General features: G+C 70.6%; 13 protein-coding genes. 6 read left to right on the top strand and 7 right to left on the bottom strand.

The annotated features are described in order from the left end of the window. Positions 1 to 15: 15 nt before the first annotated feature. The gene (gene panB / locus M3B01_RS01300; protein ID WP_259789062.1) at positions 16 to 843 is read right to left on the bottom strand and encodes a 3-methyl-2-oxobutanoate hydroxymethyltransferase; all 828 of its coding nucleotides are present in this window, start codon (positions 841 to 843) and stop codon (positions 16 to 18) included. Between the two features lie 213 nt (positions 844 to 1,056). Between panB and M3B01_RS01295 the strand changes: the two genes are divergently transcribed. The 4 genes from M3B01_RS01295 (at position 1,057) to M3B01_RS01280 (ending at position 7,247) form a co-directional block, all read left to right on the top strand. Next, positions 1,057 to 1,650: a hypothetical protein gene (locus M3B01_RS01295; RefSeq protein ID WP_259789061.1), complete on the top strand. Its 594-nt coding sequence runs from the start codon at positions 1,057 to 1,059 to the stop codon at positions 1,648 to 1,650. A gap of 113 nt (positions 1,651 to 1,763) precedes the next feature. Further along, positions 1,764 to 3,101: a glutamine synthetase family protein gene (locus M3B01_RS01290; RefSeq protein ID WP_259789060.1), complete on the top strand. Its 1,338-nt coding sequence runs from the start codon at positions 1,764 to 1,766 to the stop codon at positions 3,099 to 3,101. A 12-nt stretch (positions 3,102 to 3,113) separates the two neighbouring features. Further along, positions 3,114 to 6,230 carry a bifunctional [glutamine synthetase] adenylyltransferase/[glutamine synthetase]-adenylyl-L-tyrosine phosphorylase gene (locus tag M3B01_RS01285; RefSeq protein ID WP_259789059.1) on the top strand — a complete coding sequence of 1,039 codons (3,117 nt, stop codon included), beginning with the start codon at positions 3,114 to 3,116 and terminating at the stop codon, positions 6,228 to 6,230. A gap of 99 nt (positions 6,231 to 6,329) precedes the next feature. After that, the gene (locus M3B01_RS01280) at positions 6,330 to 7,247 is read left to right on the top strand and encodes a PD-(D/E)XK nuclease family protein (RefSeq protein ID WP_259789058.1); all 918 of its coding nucleotides are present in this window, start codon (positions 6,330 to 6,332) and stop codon (positions 7,245 to 7,247) included. A gap of 28 nt (positions 7,248 to 7,275) precedes the next feature. Here M3B01_RS01280 and M3B01_RS01275 read toward each other — a convergent pair whose 3' ends face one another. From M3B01_RS01275 to glnA, 3 genes are all read right to left on the bottom strand, one after another. Further along, positions 7,276 to 8,076, bottom strand: a complete 801-nt coding sequence (locus M3B01_RS01275) for a VOC family protein (RefSeq protein WP_259789057.1) — start codon at positions 8,074 to 8,076, stop codon at positions 7,276 to 7,278. A gap of 153 nt (positions 8,077 to 8,229) precedes the next feature. After that, entirely contained in the window at positions 8,230 to 8,937 is a 708-nt protein-coding gene (locus tag M3B01_RS01270) for a helix-turn-helix transcriptional regulator (protein WP_259789056.1), read from the bottom strand. A gap of 303 nt (positions 8,938 to 9,240) precedes the next feature. Beyond that, positions 9,241 to 10,671, bottom strand: a complete 1,431-nt coding sequence (gene glnA, locus M3B01_RS01265; RefSeq protein ID WP_259789055.1) for a type I glutamate--ammonia ligase — start codon at positions 10,669 to 10,671, stop codon at positions 9,241 to 9,243. 211 nt (positions 10,672 to 10,882) lie between these two features. Here glnA and M3B01_RS01260 point away from each other — a divergent pair, with 211 nt between their 5' ends. Beyond that, a complete protein-coding gene (locus M3B01_RS01260) occupies positions 10,883 to 11,317 on the top strand; it encodes an RDD family protein (protein ID WP_193865875.1) in 435 nt (144 codons plus the stop codon). Between the two features lie 310 nt (positions 11,318 to 11,627). Here the strand turns inward: M3B01_RS01260 and M3B01_RS01255 are convergent, their stop codons facing one another. From M3B01_RS01255 to lipB, 3 genes are read right to left on the bottom strand one after another with little or no spacing between them, the layout of a single operon-like run. Continuing rightward, positions 11,628 to 12,389, bottom strand: coding sequence for a DUF4191 domain-containing protein (locus tag M3B01_RS01255; protein WP_259789054.1), 762 nt, complete (start codon positions 12,387 to 12,389; stop codon positions 11,628 to 11,630). A 32-nt stretch (positions 12,390 to 12,421) separates the two neighbouring features. Next, positions 12,422 to 13,441, bottom strand: coding sequence for a lipoyl synthase (gene lipA / locus M3B01_RS01250; RefSeq protein ID WP_259789130.1), 1,020 nt, complete (start codon positions 13,439 to 13,441; stop codon positions 12,422 to 12,424). Further along, a complete protein-coding gene (gene lipB, locus M3B01_RS01245; protein WP_259789052.1) occupies positions 13,438 to 14,199 on the bottom strand; it encodes a lipoyl(octanoyl) transferase LipB in 762 nt (253 codons plus the stop codon). Before lipB ends, lipA begins: the two co-directional genes overlap by 4 nt. A gap of 81 nt (positions 14,200 to 14,280) precedes the next feature. Between lipB and M3B01_RS01240 the strand changes: the two genes are divergently transcribed. Further along, positions 14,281 to 15,606: a hypothetical protein gene (locus M3B01_RS01240; protein WP_259789051.1), complete on the top strand. Its 1,326-nt coding sequence runs from the start codon at positions 14,281 to 14,283 to the stop codon at positions 15,604 to 15,606. Positions 15,607 to 15,613 lie beyond the last annotated feature (7 nt).

Raw genomic sequence — 15,613 nt, 5'->3', positions numbered from 1 at the left:
CGGGGTGTGCGCCCCTCACTCGAACGAGTGCTCCGCGGCGGGGTACGAGCGGGAGGTGACCTCCTCGCGGTACTCCGCCGCTGCACGCTGCAGCTCCGCCCGCAGGTTCGCGAACCTCTTCACGAAGCGTCCCTCGAAGCCCGACAGCCCCGCCATGTCCTGCCACACCAGGACCTGGCCGTCGCAGTCCGGCCCGGCACCGATGCCGATCGTGGGCACGGCGAGCACCTCGGTGATCCGGGCGGAGACGGCAGCGGGCACGAGCTCGAGCACGATCGCCGAAGCGCCCGCCTCCTGCAGGGCCAGGGCGTCCTCGGCGAGGCTGTCCGCAGCGGCCTGATCGCGCCCCTGCACCCGGTGCCCCGAGAGCGCATTGACCGACTGCGGGGTGAAGCCGAGGTGCCCCATCACAGGGATCCCGCAGTCCACCAGTGCCCGCACGTGCTCGGTGAAGGCCTGCCCGCCCTCGAGCTTGACCATCTCCGCGCCCGCGCGGACCAGATCCACGCCGTGCCGCACAGCATCGGCCGGACCCGTCTGGTAGGTGCCGAAGGCGAGGTCGGCGACGATCAGGGGGCGATGCACGCTGCGCGCCACGGCGCCGGTGAACGTGACCATGTCCTGGTGCGTGGTGGCGGTGGTGGACTCGTGCCCCAGCACGGTGGTGCCCACGGAGTCGCCCACCAGTAGCACATCGATCCCTGCCGCTTCGAACACCTGCGCCGTGAACTGGTCGTACGAGGTGAGCATGGTGAAGGGCCTGCCGCGCCCCTTGGCGTCCTGCAGGTGACGGATGCGCACTTTCGCGGGGCCGACGGTTCCGCTGCCGGAAGCGGTGGTCATGGGGAGCTCCTGGGGGATCGGAGGACTGATCTGCTGGCCCTGCGCGTCGCCGGATCGCTGCGCCGGGGGACCTCCAGCCTACGTCCAGCACGGTGCCCGAGCCCCGTCGGCGCGGGCCGATGCGCGGCGGCGACGATGCGGGACCCCGTGACTGTGGCAGTCTGGCGACGGGGCCGCAAGGGCGAGCCCCGGTACAGAGGGAGGGACTGACCGATGTCGAGCACCATGCGCGGAACCATCCGCAGCGTCGCACAGCGTGCGATCCGAGGCACCGCCGTCGGGCTGGGAGGCCTGGCCCTTGCCGTGGGGGCTGCGGCCTGCAGCGGCGATGAGGAGCCTGCTGCGCCGACCACCGAGGAGCAGCCTGCGGAGCAGGAGCAGCCCGCCGAGGTGGAGACCACCGGGGAGGAGACGACGGAGGAGTCCTCAAAGGACTCGGCAGCCAGCGACGGCGGCGGAGACACCGCGGGCGAGGCGAACCTGGACGGCGCCAAGGAGCGCTTCGTCGAGTTCCTCCAGGTCGTCGACGACGGCGACTACGAGGCTGCCTGCGGCTTCACCCTCGATCCGACCACCGGGGAACCGCCCGCCGGCGAGACCCTCCAGCAGTGCGCCGAGAGCCTCGAGGCGGAGATCGGCGCGAACGGCTCGATCCAGCCGGGCACCTTCGACGCCGTCGAGCCGTCGATGCTGCAGGCCGAGGAGAACGCTGACGGCACCGTCACGGTGATCATCGGCGGGGAACCCTTCCCGCTGCCCATGGTCGAGCACACCGACGGGCAGTGGTACTTCCACATCGAGCTGTGAGGCTCGCTGGGGAGCGTGTTCCACAGCGAACCTGACGCGCCCTGCCGCAGCTCCGCGTCCGCGCCGGGCCGGGATCCGAGCGGCATCCCGGCCCGGTGCGGCACACTGGCGACATGGAACACTTCCACGACGACGTCATCCGCCAGGTCGCCGAGCGGGACGTGCGCTTCATCCGCCTGTGGTTCTGCGACATCGCCGGCACCCTGAAGTCCATCGCGATCTCCCCGGCGGATCTGGAGACCGCGTTCACCGAGGGCATCGGCATCGACGGCTCCACCATCGAGGGCCTCACCCGCAGCTACGAGTCCGACATGATCCTGCGCCCGGATCCGGGCACCTTCGAGGTGCTGGCCTGGCGGGGTGACTCCGATGCATCCGCGCGCATGATGTGCGACGTGCTCACTCCCGACGGCGAGCCGGCCGCCTCGGACCCGCGTCGCGTGCTGAAGGAGGCCCTGAGCTCCGCCGAGCAGCAGGGCCTGGAGCTCTACGCGCACCCCGAGATCGAGTTCTACCTGTTCCAGGAGCCCTACGAGCCGGGCAGCCAGCTGCGCCCCATCGACAATGCCGGCTACTTCGACCACGTCCACCGCGGTCAGGGCCAGGACTTCCGCCGCACGGCGATCCAGAACCTGGAGGCCATGAACATCCAGGTCGAGTTCTCCCACCACGAGAACGGGCCGGGGCAGAACGAGATCGACCTGCGCTATGCCGACGCGCTGACCACCGCCGACAACATCGTCACCCTGCGCACCGTGGTCAAGGAGGTGGCCCTGTCCATGGGACAGGTGGCCACCTTCATGCCCAAGCCGATGATCGACCAGCCCGGCTCGGGGATGCACACCCACCTGTCGCTGTTCCAGGGCGGCAAGAACGCCTTCCACGAGCCCGGTGCCGAGTACGGCCTCTCACGCATGGGACGGCAGTTCATCGCGGGGCTGCTGAAGCACGCCCCGGAGTACTGCGCGGTCACCAACCAGTGGGTGAACTCGTACAAGAGGCTGTGGGGCGCGCAGGAGGCCCCGAGCTACGTGTGCTGGGGGCACAACAACCGCTCCGCCCTGGTGCGCGTCCCCTTCCACAAGCCCACCAAGGGCACCAGCTCCCGGGTGGAGTTCCGCGGCGCCGACTCCGCCACTAATCCCTACCTCGCCTTCGCGGTGCTGCTGGCCGCGGGAATGGCCGGCATCGAGGGGAAGTACGAGCTGCCCGAGGGTGCGGAGGACGCAGTGTGGGAGCTGACGGAGAACGAGCGCCGCTCCATGGGGATCGAGCCGCTGCCCACGGACCTGTTCCGGGCGCTGGAGAGCTTCGAGTCCTCGGAGCTGATGGCGCGCACCCTCGGTGAGCAGGTCTTCGAGTTCTTCCTGCGGGACAAGCGCAACGAGTGGCACCGCTACCGGGAGCAGGTCACCGAGTACGAGCTGGCCTCCACCTTCGGACGGATCTGAGCGGGTGCAGCGATGAGTGAGCCGCCCACCACCACCGGCGCCCTGGCGCGACTGGGATTCAGCCGCACCGATCGGGTCCAGCGCTTCCTGTCCGAACCCGCGCTATCGGGCCTCGCGGAGGGAGCGGCGGGGACCATCGGCGCCACGGCAGATGGTGACGACGCCGTACTGGGACTTCTCAGGCTGGCCGAGGCCGCACAGAAGTCAGGACACCAGCAGCTCATGCAGCAGTTCCTCGGCCAGGTGGGGGAGCCGGGCAGCCCCGGAACGCGCCTGGTGGCGCTGCTGGGCACCTCGATCGCCCTGGGGGACTTCCTGGCGCGGCACCCCGAGCAGCTCGCCTTCCTGCAGGAGAGGCAGGACGCCCTGGCGGTCCCGGTGGGATCGGTGCGGGAGGACCTGCTGCGCGCTGTCCAGGCGGATCCGAGCGATGACGTCCCGGTGGCAGGAGCGACCGGGAGGGAGGCACGGGACGCCCTGCGCGTCGCCTACCACGCGCGACTGGTGCAGATCGCGGCCGCCGATGTCAGCGCGGAGGATGCCACACAGGTGCAGCCTGCCGTGTCCCGAGCGCTCGCGGACCTCGCCGATGCCGCGCTCGATGCCGGGGTCGCGGTGGCACGGGCCGCCGTCGACGGGCACCGGGCGGTGCGCTGGACGGTGATCGCTATGGGCAAGACGGGCGCACGGGAGCTCAACTACATCTCGGACGTCGACGTCATGCACGTGATCGCCCCGGCCACGGATGCCGATCAGGACGTGGACGAGGACGAGCTGGTGCGCATCGGCTCCGCGCTGGCCCGTGAACTGGCGCGAGTGTGCTCGGACCGCACCGCCGAGGGCACCCTGTGGCAGGTGGACGCCAATCTGCGGCCCGAGGGCAAGGACGGCCCCCTGGTGCGCACCCTGGACTCCTACCGCCAGTATTACGACAAGTGGGCGGAGTCCTGGGAGTTCCAGGCCCTGCTCAAGGCCAGGCCCGCCGCCGGCGACCGTGCACTGGGGGAGGACTTCGCCTCCATGGTGGCGCCCTGGGTGTGGAAGGCCTCGCAGAGGGACGGCTTCGTGGAGGACACCCGGGCGATGCGCCGCCGCGTGGTCGCCCACATCCCCCGCTCCGAGGTCGAGCGGAACATCAAGCTGGGCCCGGGAGGGCTGCGGGACGTCGAGTTCACGGTCCAGCTGCTGCAGATGGTCCACGGCCGCACGGACGACGACATCCACGCCCGCTCGACCCTGGAGGCACTGGCGCGTCTCGGCGAGGGAGGCTACATCTCCCGCGACCACGTCGCCGAACTGGACGAGGCCTACCGCTTCCTGCGCAGCATCGAGCACCGCATGCAGCTGCACCGACTTCGTCGCACCCAGGTGATGCCCACCTCCGAGGGTGATGTCAGGCGCCTGGCACGCACGATGGGGCTCGGCGCCGAGGAGTTCACGGCGCGCTACGACCGCACCCGGCGCCGGGTGCGGCAGCTGCATGAGGAGATCTTCTACCGTCCCCTGCTGGTGACGGCCTCGCAGCTGAGCGACGGGCAGATCCGGCTGAGCCCGGAGGACGCGCAGGCCCGACTGGCGGCCATCGGCTACCGGGACCCGGGCCGGGCCCTGGCCCATATCGAGGCCCTCACCGAGGGGATCTCGCGCCGTGCCTCGATCCAGCGGCAGCTGCTGCCGGCGATGCTCGAGTGGTTCGCCGGCGGCATCGATCCGGACCTGGGGCTGCTGGCCTTCCGGCGGCTCTCGGACGAGATCGGTTCGGCGCACTGGTACCTGGGCCTGCTGCGCGACTCCGGTGTGGCCGCCAAGCGACTGACGCGCGTGCTGGCCGGCAGCCGCTTCGTCGGCGAGCAGCTCGAGCAGATCCCCGAGGCCGTGCGCTGGCTGGCAAGGGACGAGGATCTCACCCCCCTGGACCGGGACGTGCTGGGGCGGGAGTTCCTGGCCGTCATCACCCGGGTCCAGTCGGTGGAGGAGGCGCAGGACCTGCTGCGCCGCACGCGCCGGCGGGAGCTGCTGCGGATCGCACTGGCACACCTGGTGGGCCTGATCGAGCCGATGGAGGTGGCCCGTGCGCTCACCGACCTGGCCGAGGCCGTGCTCGAGGCAGGCCTGCTGGTGGCGTACCACGCCGTGGCCAAGGAGCGCGAGGTGATTGGGGAGAGCACGGATCCGCTCGATGTCGAGGGCGACCCCGGCGGGGAGGGCGAGGTCGACGAGAGCACTGCGCACGAACTGCGTGAGCGGCGCTCGGACCCGGCCCGAGCGCTGGGCGTGGAGATGGCGATCCTGGCGATGGGCAGCTTCGGGGCCCGCGAGATGGGCTACTCCTCCGATGCGGACGTGCAGTTCATCGCGGTGGACCGCGGTGCGGGGGAGGAGACAGGGCAGATCGCGGTCGCGATCGCCAGCCAGGTCCAGCACATCCTCAACGCCCCCGCAGCCGGCGCCGACATGAAGGTCAACGCCGATCTGCGCCCCGAGGGGCGCAACGGGCTGCTGGCGCGCAGCCTGGAGGGCTGGACCGAGTACTACCGGCGCGACGCGCTCACCTGGGAGAAGCAGGCCCTGCTGCGTGCCCGCCCGGTGGTGGCCTCCGAAGCCCTGGCCGCGCAGCTCACCGAGGAGCTGGATCGCCATCGCTACCCGACCGACGGGCTCGACCCCGCCCGGCGACGGGAGATCTCCCGGATGAAGGCGCGGATCGAGTCCGAACGGCTCCCCCGCGGGGCGGATCCCTCCCGCCACGTGAAGCTGGGCCGAGGCGGGATGACCGACGTGGAGTGGACCGCCCAGGTGCTCGCCCTCGAGCACGCAGGTGAGCACGAGCAGCTGCGCCGCACCGACACCCTGGGGGTGCTGCGCGCCGCCTCGGAGACAGGACTGCTGTCCGACCGGGAGGTGCGCGAGCTCGCTGACGCGTGGATGCTGGCCTGGCAGGTGCGCCGGGGACTGTTCCTGTGGAAGGGCCGGGAGGGCGCGGTGCTGCCCTCGGACCGCATCGAGCTGCGGGCGCTGGCCCACCTGATCGACGGGGACGCCGGCTCGGCCTCGGAGCTGGAGGAGCGCTACCTGCGTCAGACCCGTCGTGCGCGCCACATCGTCGAGCGCGTCGTGTTCGGCATCTGAGCCGGAACGCCCCGGTCACGGCGTACCCTGGGGCGCGTCCCCGCCGCCTGTGCGCGGTCAGAGCCCGCCCGTTTGTTGCATCCGTCCGCCCGAGGAGCCATGACCAGCCCTAAGCTCAGCGCCGACACGCCGCGCGGCCGCATGTACCGACTCGAGCCCGACGGGCCCCTGATGTACCCCTCGATCACCACGGTGGCGGGGATGCGGGCCAAGGATCATCTGCAGGGCTGGTACGCCACCATGGCCTCGAAGCGGGCGTTGGAGATGTACGCCTGGCTGGACCGCAACCCCGATCGCGCCCCGGCCGAGATCGCTCGGGTCTCCCGCGACAGGTGGGGCACCCAGAAGCGCATCGCCGCTGCGGCCGAGGAGTACACCCGCAGCGCAGCCGACTTCGGTACCTTCGTCCACTCCCTGTGCGAACTGTGGGGCACCAGCGGTTCCCGGCCGTCCCGCGCGACGATGACGGAGGTCGCCGCCCAACAGCGGGAGGCCTCCGGAGCCTTCGCCGCCGAGCGGGACCTGGACTCCCTGCTGGGGCGGGCCGACCAGCGCCTGGACGGGTACGGCGCGTTCCTGGAGGACTTCCAGCCGGAGTTCATCGAGGTCGAGCAGACGGTCGTCAACCACACCGTCGGCTATGCGGGGACCACCGATGCCATCGTCAAGGTGGGCGGGTCGCTGCTGAGCGCTGACATCAAGACCTCCAAGAAGGTGCGCGGCGACTACGCGCTGCAGGGGGTCGCCGTGGTGCGCGCCGAGCAGCTGCTGGACGACGACGGCACCACCCGCGAGATGCCGGAGCTGACCGGTGCGTTCATCGTGCACCTGCCCGAGGGCGGTGGCTACAGTGCGGTGCCTCTGCGCACCGGGGACGCAGAGTTCGAGGTGTTCCGCTCCCTGCGGCGCTCGTGGTCCTTCGAGCCCGACGACTGCGCCCTGCAGAAGGCGCAGGACCCGAAGTCACTGCTGCTGTCCCTGCTGCGCACCAAGGACGGGCTCGACGGCCTGGTCTGACACGTGCCGGGAGCTGAGCACAGCGGCTTCAGCTGCCCTCGGGGGTGCTCTCGCGCATAGCGCAGATCTGGAACGAGGCGCCGGTGGGATCGGCGACCGTGGCGATCCGTCCGAACGGCGAGTCGATCGGGCCGTCCAGCAACGATCCGCCGAGCTCCCGGATGCGCTCGACAGCAGCATCGCACGCCTCGACCGCGAAGTAGATCCGCCAGCCGCCCTCGCCCTCGGGCATCACACCCGTGGCATCGCCCAGGCCCCAGGTCGCCGTGTCCTGGGCACCGTTGGTGACGTAGCGGAAGGAGTCGTCCTCCATCTCCTCGGTCATCGGAACCAGCTCGGCGTCCAGCACCTCGGTGTAGAAACGGGCGGCGGCATCGAAGTCGTGCGTCATCACCTCGAACCACACCGGCGAGCCGGGGGCGGCGGTGAACTCGTAGCCCTCGGTCTGACCGGCCTGCCACAGGCCGACGGGGTTTCCGGCGGGATCCAGGAGCACGGCTTGGCGCCCGGCCTGCCCGGCATCGGTGGCAGGCACGATCACGTGAGCCCCAGCGGCGAGGGCGCGATCGACCCGGGCGTCGATGTCGTCGACCGCCAGGAACACGCTCCACTCGCTGAGCAGCGGCTGGCCGTCCGGGCAGGTCATGCCGGAGACGTCCATCGCCCCGGCCACCAGGGCACCGCCGTTGCGGACCGTGTGGTAGTGGTGGTACGCCTCTCCCGCGTCCTCGAACTCCCAGCCGAACAGCTCGGTGTAGAAGGCCTGGGTTGCCCTGAGATCGGTGGAGCCGAGGTCGAGCCAGGTGGTGGTGCCGGTGGGTCGTGACATGGTTCCTCCAGAGGAGCGGGACCGGGATGCCCGGTGCGTGGGTTCCGTCGGTCTCGACCGTAGACGGGGCACGGCCCGCATGTTTGTCCGATCCTGCGCTGCACCGGAACCGAACCGGGTGCGGATCGCATGGTCGCGACCTCATGCCCGACCTCATGCGCGGCACAGGCTCGGCAGGGCCGAGAGCAGCGGCACCCCGAGGCCACCCCGGTCGCTGAAGTGCAGGGTGAGGTCGCCGGGGGCGTGCAGCGGCAGCGGGTGCGCGGCGACGACGGGACGCTCGGGGGCGAGGTGATAGAGGACGTCGGCACGGGAGGGGATCGCGAAGCCGAGCAGCCACGGTGCTGCCGGGCACAGAGGAACACTCAGCCTCCTCTCGCCCCGCACCAGGATCCCGGCGGCCGGCAGACCGATGGGAGCAGGCTGCGGGTACCAGCCCACCCACACCAAGGCATCGCCACGCTCCTCCACCGCTGCCGGCAGGTCCAGGCGCACCCGGACGGCCCGCGCATCCGCACCGGGCAGCGCGAAGGGCGCGGGCTCACGGTCGGCCACCCGATCGGCGAGTCGGCGCAGCTGGCCCGGGGGCACGCCCACCGTCTCCCTGAAGCGCCTGCTGAAACTGGACAGGGAGTCGAACCCCACCGCCGTGGCCACGTCCACGACGGGATCCGAGTCGCCGAGCAGCAACCGCTTGGCCGCATCGATCCGCAGCGCCGTGAGGTACTGGCCCGGGCCGATCCCCAGCCGTGCCGTGAACAGGCGCGAGAAGTGGAAGGGGCTGTAGCCCGCCTGATCGGCCAGATCCGTCGCGGTGAGGGTGGGGGCCGCGGACCGCGCGAGCTCGAGGACGGAGGCCAAGGCCGGGCCGTCCAGAGGACCCGTTGCCCCTGGCTGATGCGCGGCCGCCACTCGGTGCGTGGGCGGAGGCCGATCCATGGCAGCCTGCTGGTCCCTCGTCATCGTTGCCTCCGGGGTGCTCCTCGCCCTCCGCGGTCTGCGCTGGACAGCATGCCGCACACCGCCCGGCTTGTACATGGCTGCAGCCGTGCTGCACGTCGAGGGCCCGCCGCGCTCGTGGACGGACGTGCCGTCACGCGCGGGGCGGGCCCTCGTGAAGTGCGCGCGACCGGTCGGGTCAGGCGCTCACCGGGTGCGAGTGGCTCAGATGTCGTAGTAGAGCTCGAACTCGTGCGGGTGGGGACGGAAGCGGAACGGATCGATCTCAGTGGTGCGCTTGAGCTCGATCCAGGTCTCGATCAGGTCCTCCGGGAACACATCGCCCTCGGTGAGGTAGTCGTGATCCGCCTCCAGGGCGTCCAGCGCAGCGCCCAGGGACTCCGGCAGCTGCTTGATGAGCTTGTGCTCCTCCGGCGGCAGCTCGTACAGGTCCTTGTCGATCGGCTCCGGCGGCTCGATGCGGTTGCGGATGCCGTCGATCCCGGCCATCAGCTGCGCCGCGAAGGAGAGGTACGGGTTGGCCGAGGGGTCCGGGGCACGGAACTCGATGCGCTTGGCCTTGGGGGAGGTGCCGGTGACGGGGATCCGGATCGCCGCCGAACGATTGCGGGCCGAGTACACCATGTTCACCGGAGCCTCGAAGCCGGGCACCAGGCGCTTGAACGAGTTCACGGTGGGGTTGGTGAACGCCACCAGCGAGGGCGCGTGCTCGATGATGCCGCCGATGTACCAGCGGGCGATGTCCGAGAGCCCGCCGTAGCCGCGCTCGTCGTAGAACAGCGGCTCGCCGTCCTTCCACAGGGACTGGTGGGTGTGCATGCCCGAACCGTTGTCGCCGAACAGGGGCTTGGGCATGAAGGTGGCGGTCTTCCCCGCCTCCCACACCGTGTTCTTCACGATGTACTTGAACTTCATGACGTCGTCGGCGGCCTGCAGGAGCGTGTTGAACCGGTAGTTGATCTCCTGCTGGCCGGCGGTGCCCACCTCGTGGTGCGCGCGCTCCACCGAGAGACCCACCTCGTCGAGCACGGCGCAGATCTCATCGCGCAGATCGGCCATCTGGTCGTTCGGCGGGACCGGGAAGTAGCCGCCCTTGAGACGGGTCTTGTAGCCCTGGTTGCCGCCGTACTCGGACTCGTCGCGATCGGTGTTCCACACCGCCTCGTCGGAGTCGATCGAGTAGAAGCCGGAGTTGACGCCGGTCTTGAATCGGACGTCGTCGAAGATGTAGAACTCGGCCTCGGCGGCGAAGAAGGCGGTGTCAGCGATGCCGGTGGACTTCAGGTACTCCTCGGCCTTCGCCGCGACGGTGCGGGGGTCGCGGGAGTAGGGCTCGTCCGTGAACGGATCCACGATCGAGAAGTTCATGATGAGCGTCTTGCGCTCCCGGTACGGGTCCAGGTAGGCCGTCTCCAGGTCCGGGATGAGCTTCATGTCGGACTCGTGGATCGCCTGGAAGCCCCGGATCGAGGAGCCGTCGAAGAGCTGACCCTGCGCGGTCGCCTCCTCCGTGAAGGTGCTGGCCGGGATGTTGAAGTGCTGCATGACGCCGGGAAGGTCGCAGAAGCGGATGTCGAGGAACTCGACGTCCTCCTCCTCGATGTACTTCACGACCTCGCTGGGATTGCTGAACACATCTCCTCCATCTGCACCGTGCGGTGCGTCCTCTGGTGTCTCGAACCCCGTGGGGCGGTCGCCGCGCCCCGCTGTAGCACGGGCCGCTCCCGGGTCCTCGCCCGGGTGCATCAAGTCTAGGGGCGGTCACGGCGGAACCCCCGGGAACAGGCACCCGAGGGCCGGCAGCAGCGCGACGGGCGCGTTCAGGGCCCCCCGATAGGGTGATCCCGTGATCGACCGCAACGACCTCGGCGCCTGGATCGAGGGCACCCCCCAGGATCCCGACTATGTGCCCGGATCATCCCTCGGGCTGCCTGCGACCGGCCCTGGCTCGGTGGCCGGCACGGGGCGTCGGTTCGTCTCCCTGCTGATCGACTGGGGCCTGTGCGTGGTCACCTCGATGGTCTTCTTCCAGTACGACCCGCTGGCCACACTGCTGCTGTTCGTCGGGATGAACGTGCTGTTCCTGAGCGTTTTCGGGGCCACCCCAGCGCAGTTCGCGCTGGGACTGAGGGTGCTGCCGGTGGCGCGTCGCTGGCCGATGGTGGTGCGGGCGCTGGCCCGCACCCTGGCAATGCTCACCGTCGTCACCGCGGTGGTGTGGAACCGCGACCGGCAGCCGCTCCACGACGTGCTGGCCGGCACCGCAGTGGTGCGCGCCTGAGACGACGAGCCTCCAGCGGCCGGCCCCCACGGGGCGTCTCCGGAGCGCTTGGACCGCCGATAACGGTTGGGTCACGAAGATAACGAGCGGATCACGCCGCCCAGGTCGAGGGGCATCAGGGCCAGTGGGCCGGCGTCCCCGACAGCACGAGGGCGCCATGGGTTGCTGGTACGACGACAGTCCCCTCGATCGCTGGCACGACCAAGGCCCCATCGGCCTCTGGCACCACGACGCCCCCATCGGCCGCTGGTACGACGACGGCCCCGCCGAGCGCGTGCGGTACGCGCCGACGGGGCCGTGGCAGAGAGGATCAGCGCCCGCGCATGGCCTTGCGGTTGGGGCGGGCCCGCATCGGGTCCACACCCTTGGGCACGGACTGGCGGATGGAGCGGTGCAGCGCAGCCAGGCGCTTGTTCACCTGCGAGGACTCCTCCTTGGTGAGCACGCGCTTCATGCGGGTCATATGGGTGGGGAGCTTGTGCAGGGGCACCTGGCCCTCGCCGTCGCCCACGATGATCTGGTGGATCGGCACGCCCTCGTGCTGAAGCACCCGGCGGATGCTGCGGCGCTCCTTCTCCAGCAGTTTCATCGACGGGCCGGTCTCGTCCTCCGCCACCAGGGCGATGCCGGCACGACCGGCCGCCCGGAACACCATCTTCTGGCTGCGCGGATCAACCTGCACAGGCTCCTCGTACACGTTCCAGCCGCGTCGGATCGACTGCATCGCCGCCAGCGCCGCACCGGGCTGGCCCTTGATGCGGGCGAAGGCGGCGCGCTCCGCCTTGCGTGCCAGGATCAGCATCGCGGCCAGCACACCGAAGCCGACGCCGATGAAGATGCCGTACCACGGGCTGTTGAACACCAGCCAGCTGATCAGCACGCCCAGGAGGATCGCGATCGCCAGGGCGCCCAGCATCATCGGGGCGGTGGTGCGGTCGATCTCCTGGGTGTACTTGTACACCTCGACCATCTGCTTGATCCGGCCGGGCTTCTTGGTGCCGTCGGGGTTTCGCTTGTCGCGCGCGGGGGCGTCCTTCGCGCGGGTCGAGGTGGTCTCGCTCTTGCGGGCCATGGGGGTCTGGGGGTCCTTCCGGGTGCGTGTGGTCAGCTCGCGGCTGCCTGGCTGCGGGCCACGACGCTCGCGGCCTCCTGATGGGCGGGGGTCTGCTGGTCGAGGTGCTGGAGCTGTTCGGGGATGGGCCGGCCCAGCTTCTTCATGGCCTGGGCCCAGAGCCGGCCGGCGCGGTACGAGGAGCGCACCATGGGGCCGGCCATCACGCCCAGGAAGCCCATCTCGTAGGCGGCCTCGGAAAGCTCGAGGAACTCCTCGGGCTTGACCCAGCGGTCGATCGGGTGGTGAAGCTTGGAGGGCCGCAGGTACTGGGTGATGGTGATGATGTCGCAGCCGGATTCGTGCAGGGCGTGCAGGGCGTCGAGGATCTCCTCACTGGTCTCGCCCATGCCCAGGATCAGGTTGGACTTGGTGATCATGCCGGCGTCCTTGGCCTGGGTGATCACGTCCAGGGAGCGCTCGTAGCGGAATGCGGGGCGGATCCGCTTGAAGATCCGCGGCACGGTCTCCAGGTTGTGGGCGAACACCTCCGGCCGGGAGTCGAACACCTGCTGCAGGGCGCCGGGATCGCCCTTGATGTCATCGATCAGCAGCTCCACCCCGGTGCCGGGGTTCACCGCGTGGATCTGGCGGCAGGTCTCGGCGAACAGCCCGGCGGCGCCGTCGGGCAGGTCATCGCGCGCCACGCCGGTGATGGTGGAGTAGCGCAGGCCCATCTCCTTGACGGACTGGGCCACCTTCATCGGCTCCATCGGGTCCACGGGGTTGGGCTTGCCGGTGGCGATGTCGCAGAAGTCGCAGCGGCGCGTGCAGGTGTCCCCGCCGATCAGGAACGTGGCCTCCCTGTCCTCCCAGCACTCGAAGATGTTGGGACAGCCTGCCTCCTCGCACACGGTGTGCAGGCCCTTGCCGTGCACGCGCTTCTTCATCGCGCTGTACTCCGGGCCCATCACGGCGCGGGTCTTGATCCAGCCCGGCTTGCGCTCGATCGGGACCTCGGCGTTGCGGGCTTCGACACGGAGAAGACGACGGCCTTCGGGAGCGAGTGTCACGCGCATGCCTCCTTGCTCGACAGTCCTGGCAGTCTATCGAGGTGGGGCGGCGTCCGAGTGGCGGCGGCGGGGGTGCCGAGGGTGCGGTGCGCCACCAGTGCGCGCATGGCCTCCTCGGCGGCGTCGATCACCGCGGCCACGGGGATTCGCCGTCCCGCCTCCCGGCTGAGGGTGGTCACGCCCGCGTCGTCGATCCCGCAGGGGATCACGTTGCGTGACCAGGTGAGATCGTTGTCGCAGTTCAGCGCGAAGCCGTGCATCGTGGCGCGTTTCGACACGCGCAGGCCGATGGCGGCGAGCTTGCGCTCCCCGGCCCCGTCCCGCATCCAGACACCGCTGCGCCCGTCCACCGTGGTGCCCTGGACGCCGACGCTCGCGCACACCTCGATCAGCGAATGCTCGAGGGCGCGCACGAAGCCCACCACGTCGATCGGCGCGGGCAGAGCCACGATCGGGTACCCGACGAGCTGCTGGGGTCCGTGCCAGGTGATCTTCCCTCCCCGGTCGATGTCCACCACCGGCGCCCCGTCCCTGGGGCGCTCGTGCAGGGCGGTGAGCTTGCCCGCGGTGTACACCGGCTGGTGCTCGAGCAGCAGGAGCGTGTTCGGACGATCACCGGCGACCACCTGGGCGTGGATGCGCCGCTGGAGGTCCCAGGCGGCCATGTACTCCACGGGCCCCGGAGGAAGGGAGAACTCCTCGTGGCGGTCCCCGCCGGGAAGAGGTTCGCTGAAGCCGAGACGGATCACATCGAGCACAGGCCAAGGGTACGCCCGGTGCTACCTGCGCGTTGTGGATGACCGGGGCCGGGACCCGCCGTTGTGCGCTTCACTGCGGGCATGGACATGACGGAGGGAACCATCCTGGTGGCCACCGCAGACCGTGAGGACCTGCTCCTCGCAGCGGGGGGTGCCGAGGTGGTGCGGGTGCGGGCGCTCACCGGATTGGGGGAGCAGCTGGTGCGTGCCGAACTGCAGCTGCTGGCCTCGCTCGAGGTGGCCGGGGTGCGCGCGGCGCCGGCGGTGCTGGAGATTGAGGACGACGGCTATCTGCGCGAAGCCGGGAATCCCGTCGGGCCCGGGAGCGCGGATGGTCCGCGGGCAGCGCAGGCCCGTCGCAGGGCCCTGGAGACGGCCCCCGGAACGCAGGAGCGCCAGTACCTGGCCCGGGCCCGTGAGGACCTCGACGCCCTGGTCACTGCCCTGCACGATCGGGGGTGGGTGCTGGGGGCGAGCCCGGGGCATGGCCTGGCTGCGCGTGCCGACGGCAGCGTGACCGTGCGGGACCTGAGCGGGCTGAGGGAGGAGCCCACCTCCATGGCCCGGCTGGATGACCGGATATGGGTGGATTCCGTGCTCCATGACCAGGACCGCACCCTGCGTCGTCGCATCGACCAGCACGGTCCAGGACCGCAGCTGATTTCCGCGCAACCGGTCCGCGATCCGCAGGACCCACCGGACCTCGCTGAGGGGGCCGGGGGCGCAGCGCTCGCCCCCGATCCGCTGCCGGCTCCCCGGCGGGTCCAGGCGCGCCGGCGCCAGGGCGCCATGCGGATCCGGCCGCGGGGCGAGCTGCTGCTCACCACGGCCACCGTGGTCCTGGCGGGCCTGGTGCTGGGCATCGGCGGCTGGGCTCTGCAGCGGCCCGATGCGGGGGCCCCGCCGCCGAGCGCGCATCGGGGGCCGGCCGCGGCCGCACCCGATCCGGAAGCACCGGTGTCCCAGGACGACAACGTTCCCCCCGGGTCGCCTGATGCGCCCGCGCGCAGGAACGGGCCGGTGATCGAGGATCCGGGCGCCCTGGCCGCTGAGCTGGCGGCTGCGCGCCACCTCTACGTCACGGGCGAGAGCGAGACGCCTGTGGCTGCGCAGGGCAGTCCCGCCCAGGAGCAGGACGATGCGGTGCGCGCCGCGTATGCGCCCGTCACCGTCAGCGGGGGCGAGCCTCGCATCCACGGGGCCGGCCTGGTCGAGCACTCCGCCACGGAGGGCACCGCTGTGCTCGGCCTCGAGACCTCCACCGCTGAGCTCACCACCGTCGGCCAGGACGGCACCACCCGTCGCATCCCTGCCACCGAGCGCGCCACCGTGCACCTGCAGCTGCGCTGGGACGGCAGCTCCTGGTGGATCGAAGCGGCCACCCCCGTGCCCGACGCCGTGGGCTGAGCTCTTA

Origin of the sequence: Brachybacterium sp. p3-SID957, from assembly GCF_025144775.1 — a bacterium.
GTDB classification, from domain to species: domain Bacteria; phylum Actinomycetota; class Actinomycetes; order Actinomycetales; family Dermabacteraceae; genus Brachybacterium; species Brachybacterium epidermidis.
Note: the sequence above shows the minus strand (reverse complement) of the source record. Positions and strands in the feature narration are given on the sequence as shown.

Coding starts and splice junctions, on each gene's coding strand:
- panB (WP_259789062.1), bottom strand. CDS start 843: ATGACCACCGCTTCCGGCAGCGGAACCGTCGGCCCCGCGAAAGTGCGC.
- M3B01_RS01295 (WP_259789061.1), top strand. CDS start 1,057: ATGTCGAGCACCATGCGCGGAACCATCCGCAGCGTCGCACAGCGTGCG.
- M3B01_RS01290 (WP_259789060.1), top strand. CDS start 1,764: ATGGAACACTTCCACGACGACGTCATCCGCCAGGTCGCCGAGCGGGAC.
- M3B01_RS01285 (WP_259789059.1), top strand. CDS start 3,114: ATGAGTGAGCCGCCCACCACCACCGGCGCCCTGGCGCGACTGGGATTC.
- M3B01_RS01280 (WP_259789058.1), top strand. CDS start 6,330: ATGACCAGCCCTAAGCTCAGCGCCGACACGCCGCGCGGCCGCATGTAC.
- M3B01_RS01275 (WP_259789057.1), bottom strand. CDS start 8,076: ATGTCACGACCCACCGGCACCACCACCTGGCTCGACCTCGGCTCCACC.
- M3B01_RS01255 (WP_259789054.1), bottom strand. CDS start 12,389: ATGGCCCGCAAGAGCGAGACCACCTCGACCCGCGCGAAGGACGCCCCC.
- M3B01_RS01240 (WP_259789051.1), top strand. CDS start 14,281: ATGGACATGACGGAGGGAACCATCCTGGTGGCCACCGCAGACCGTGAG.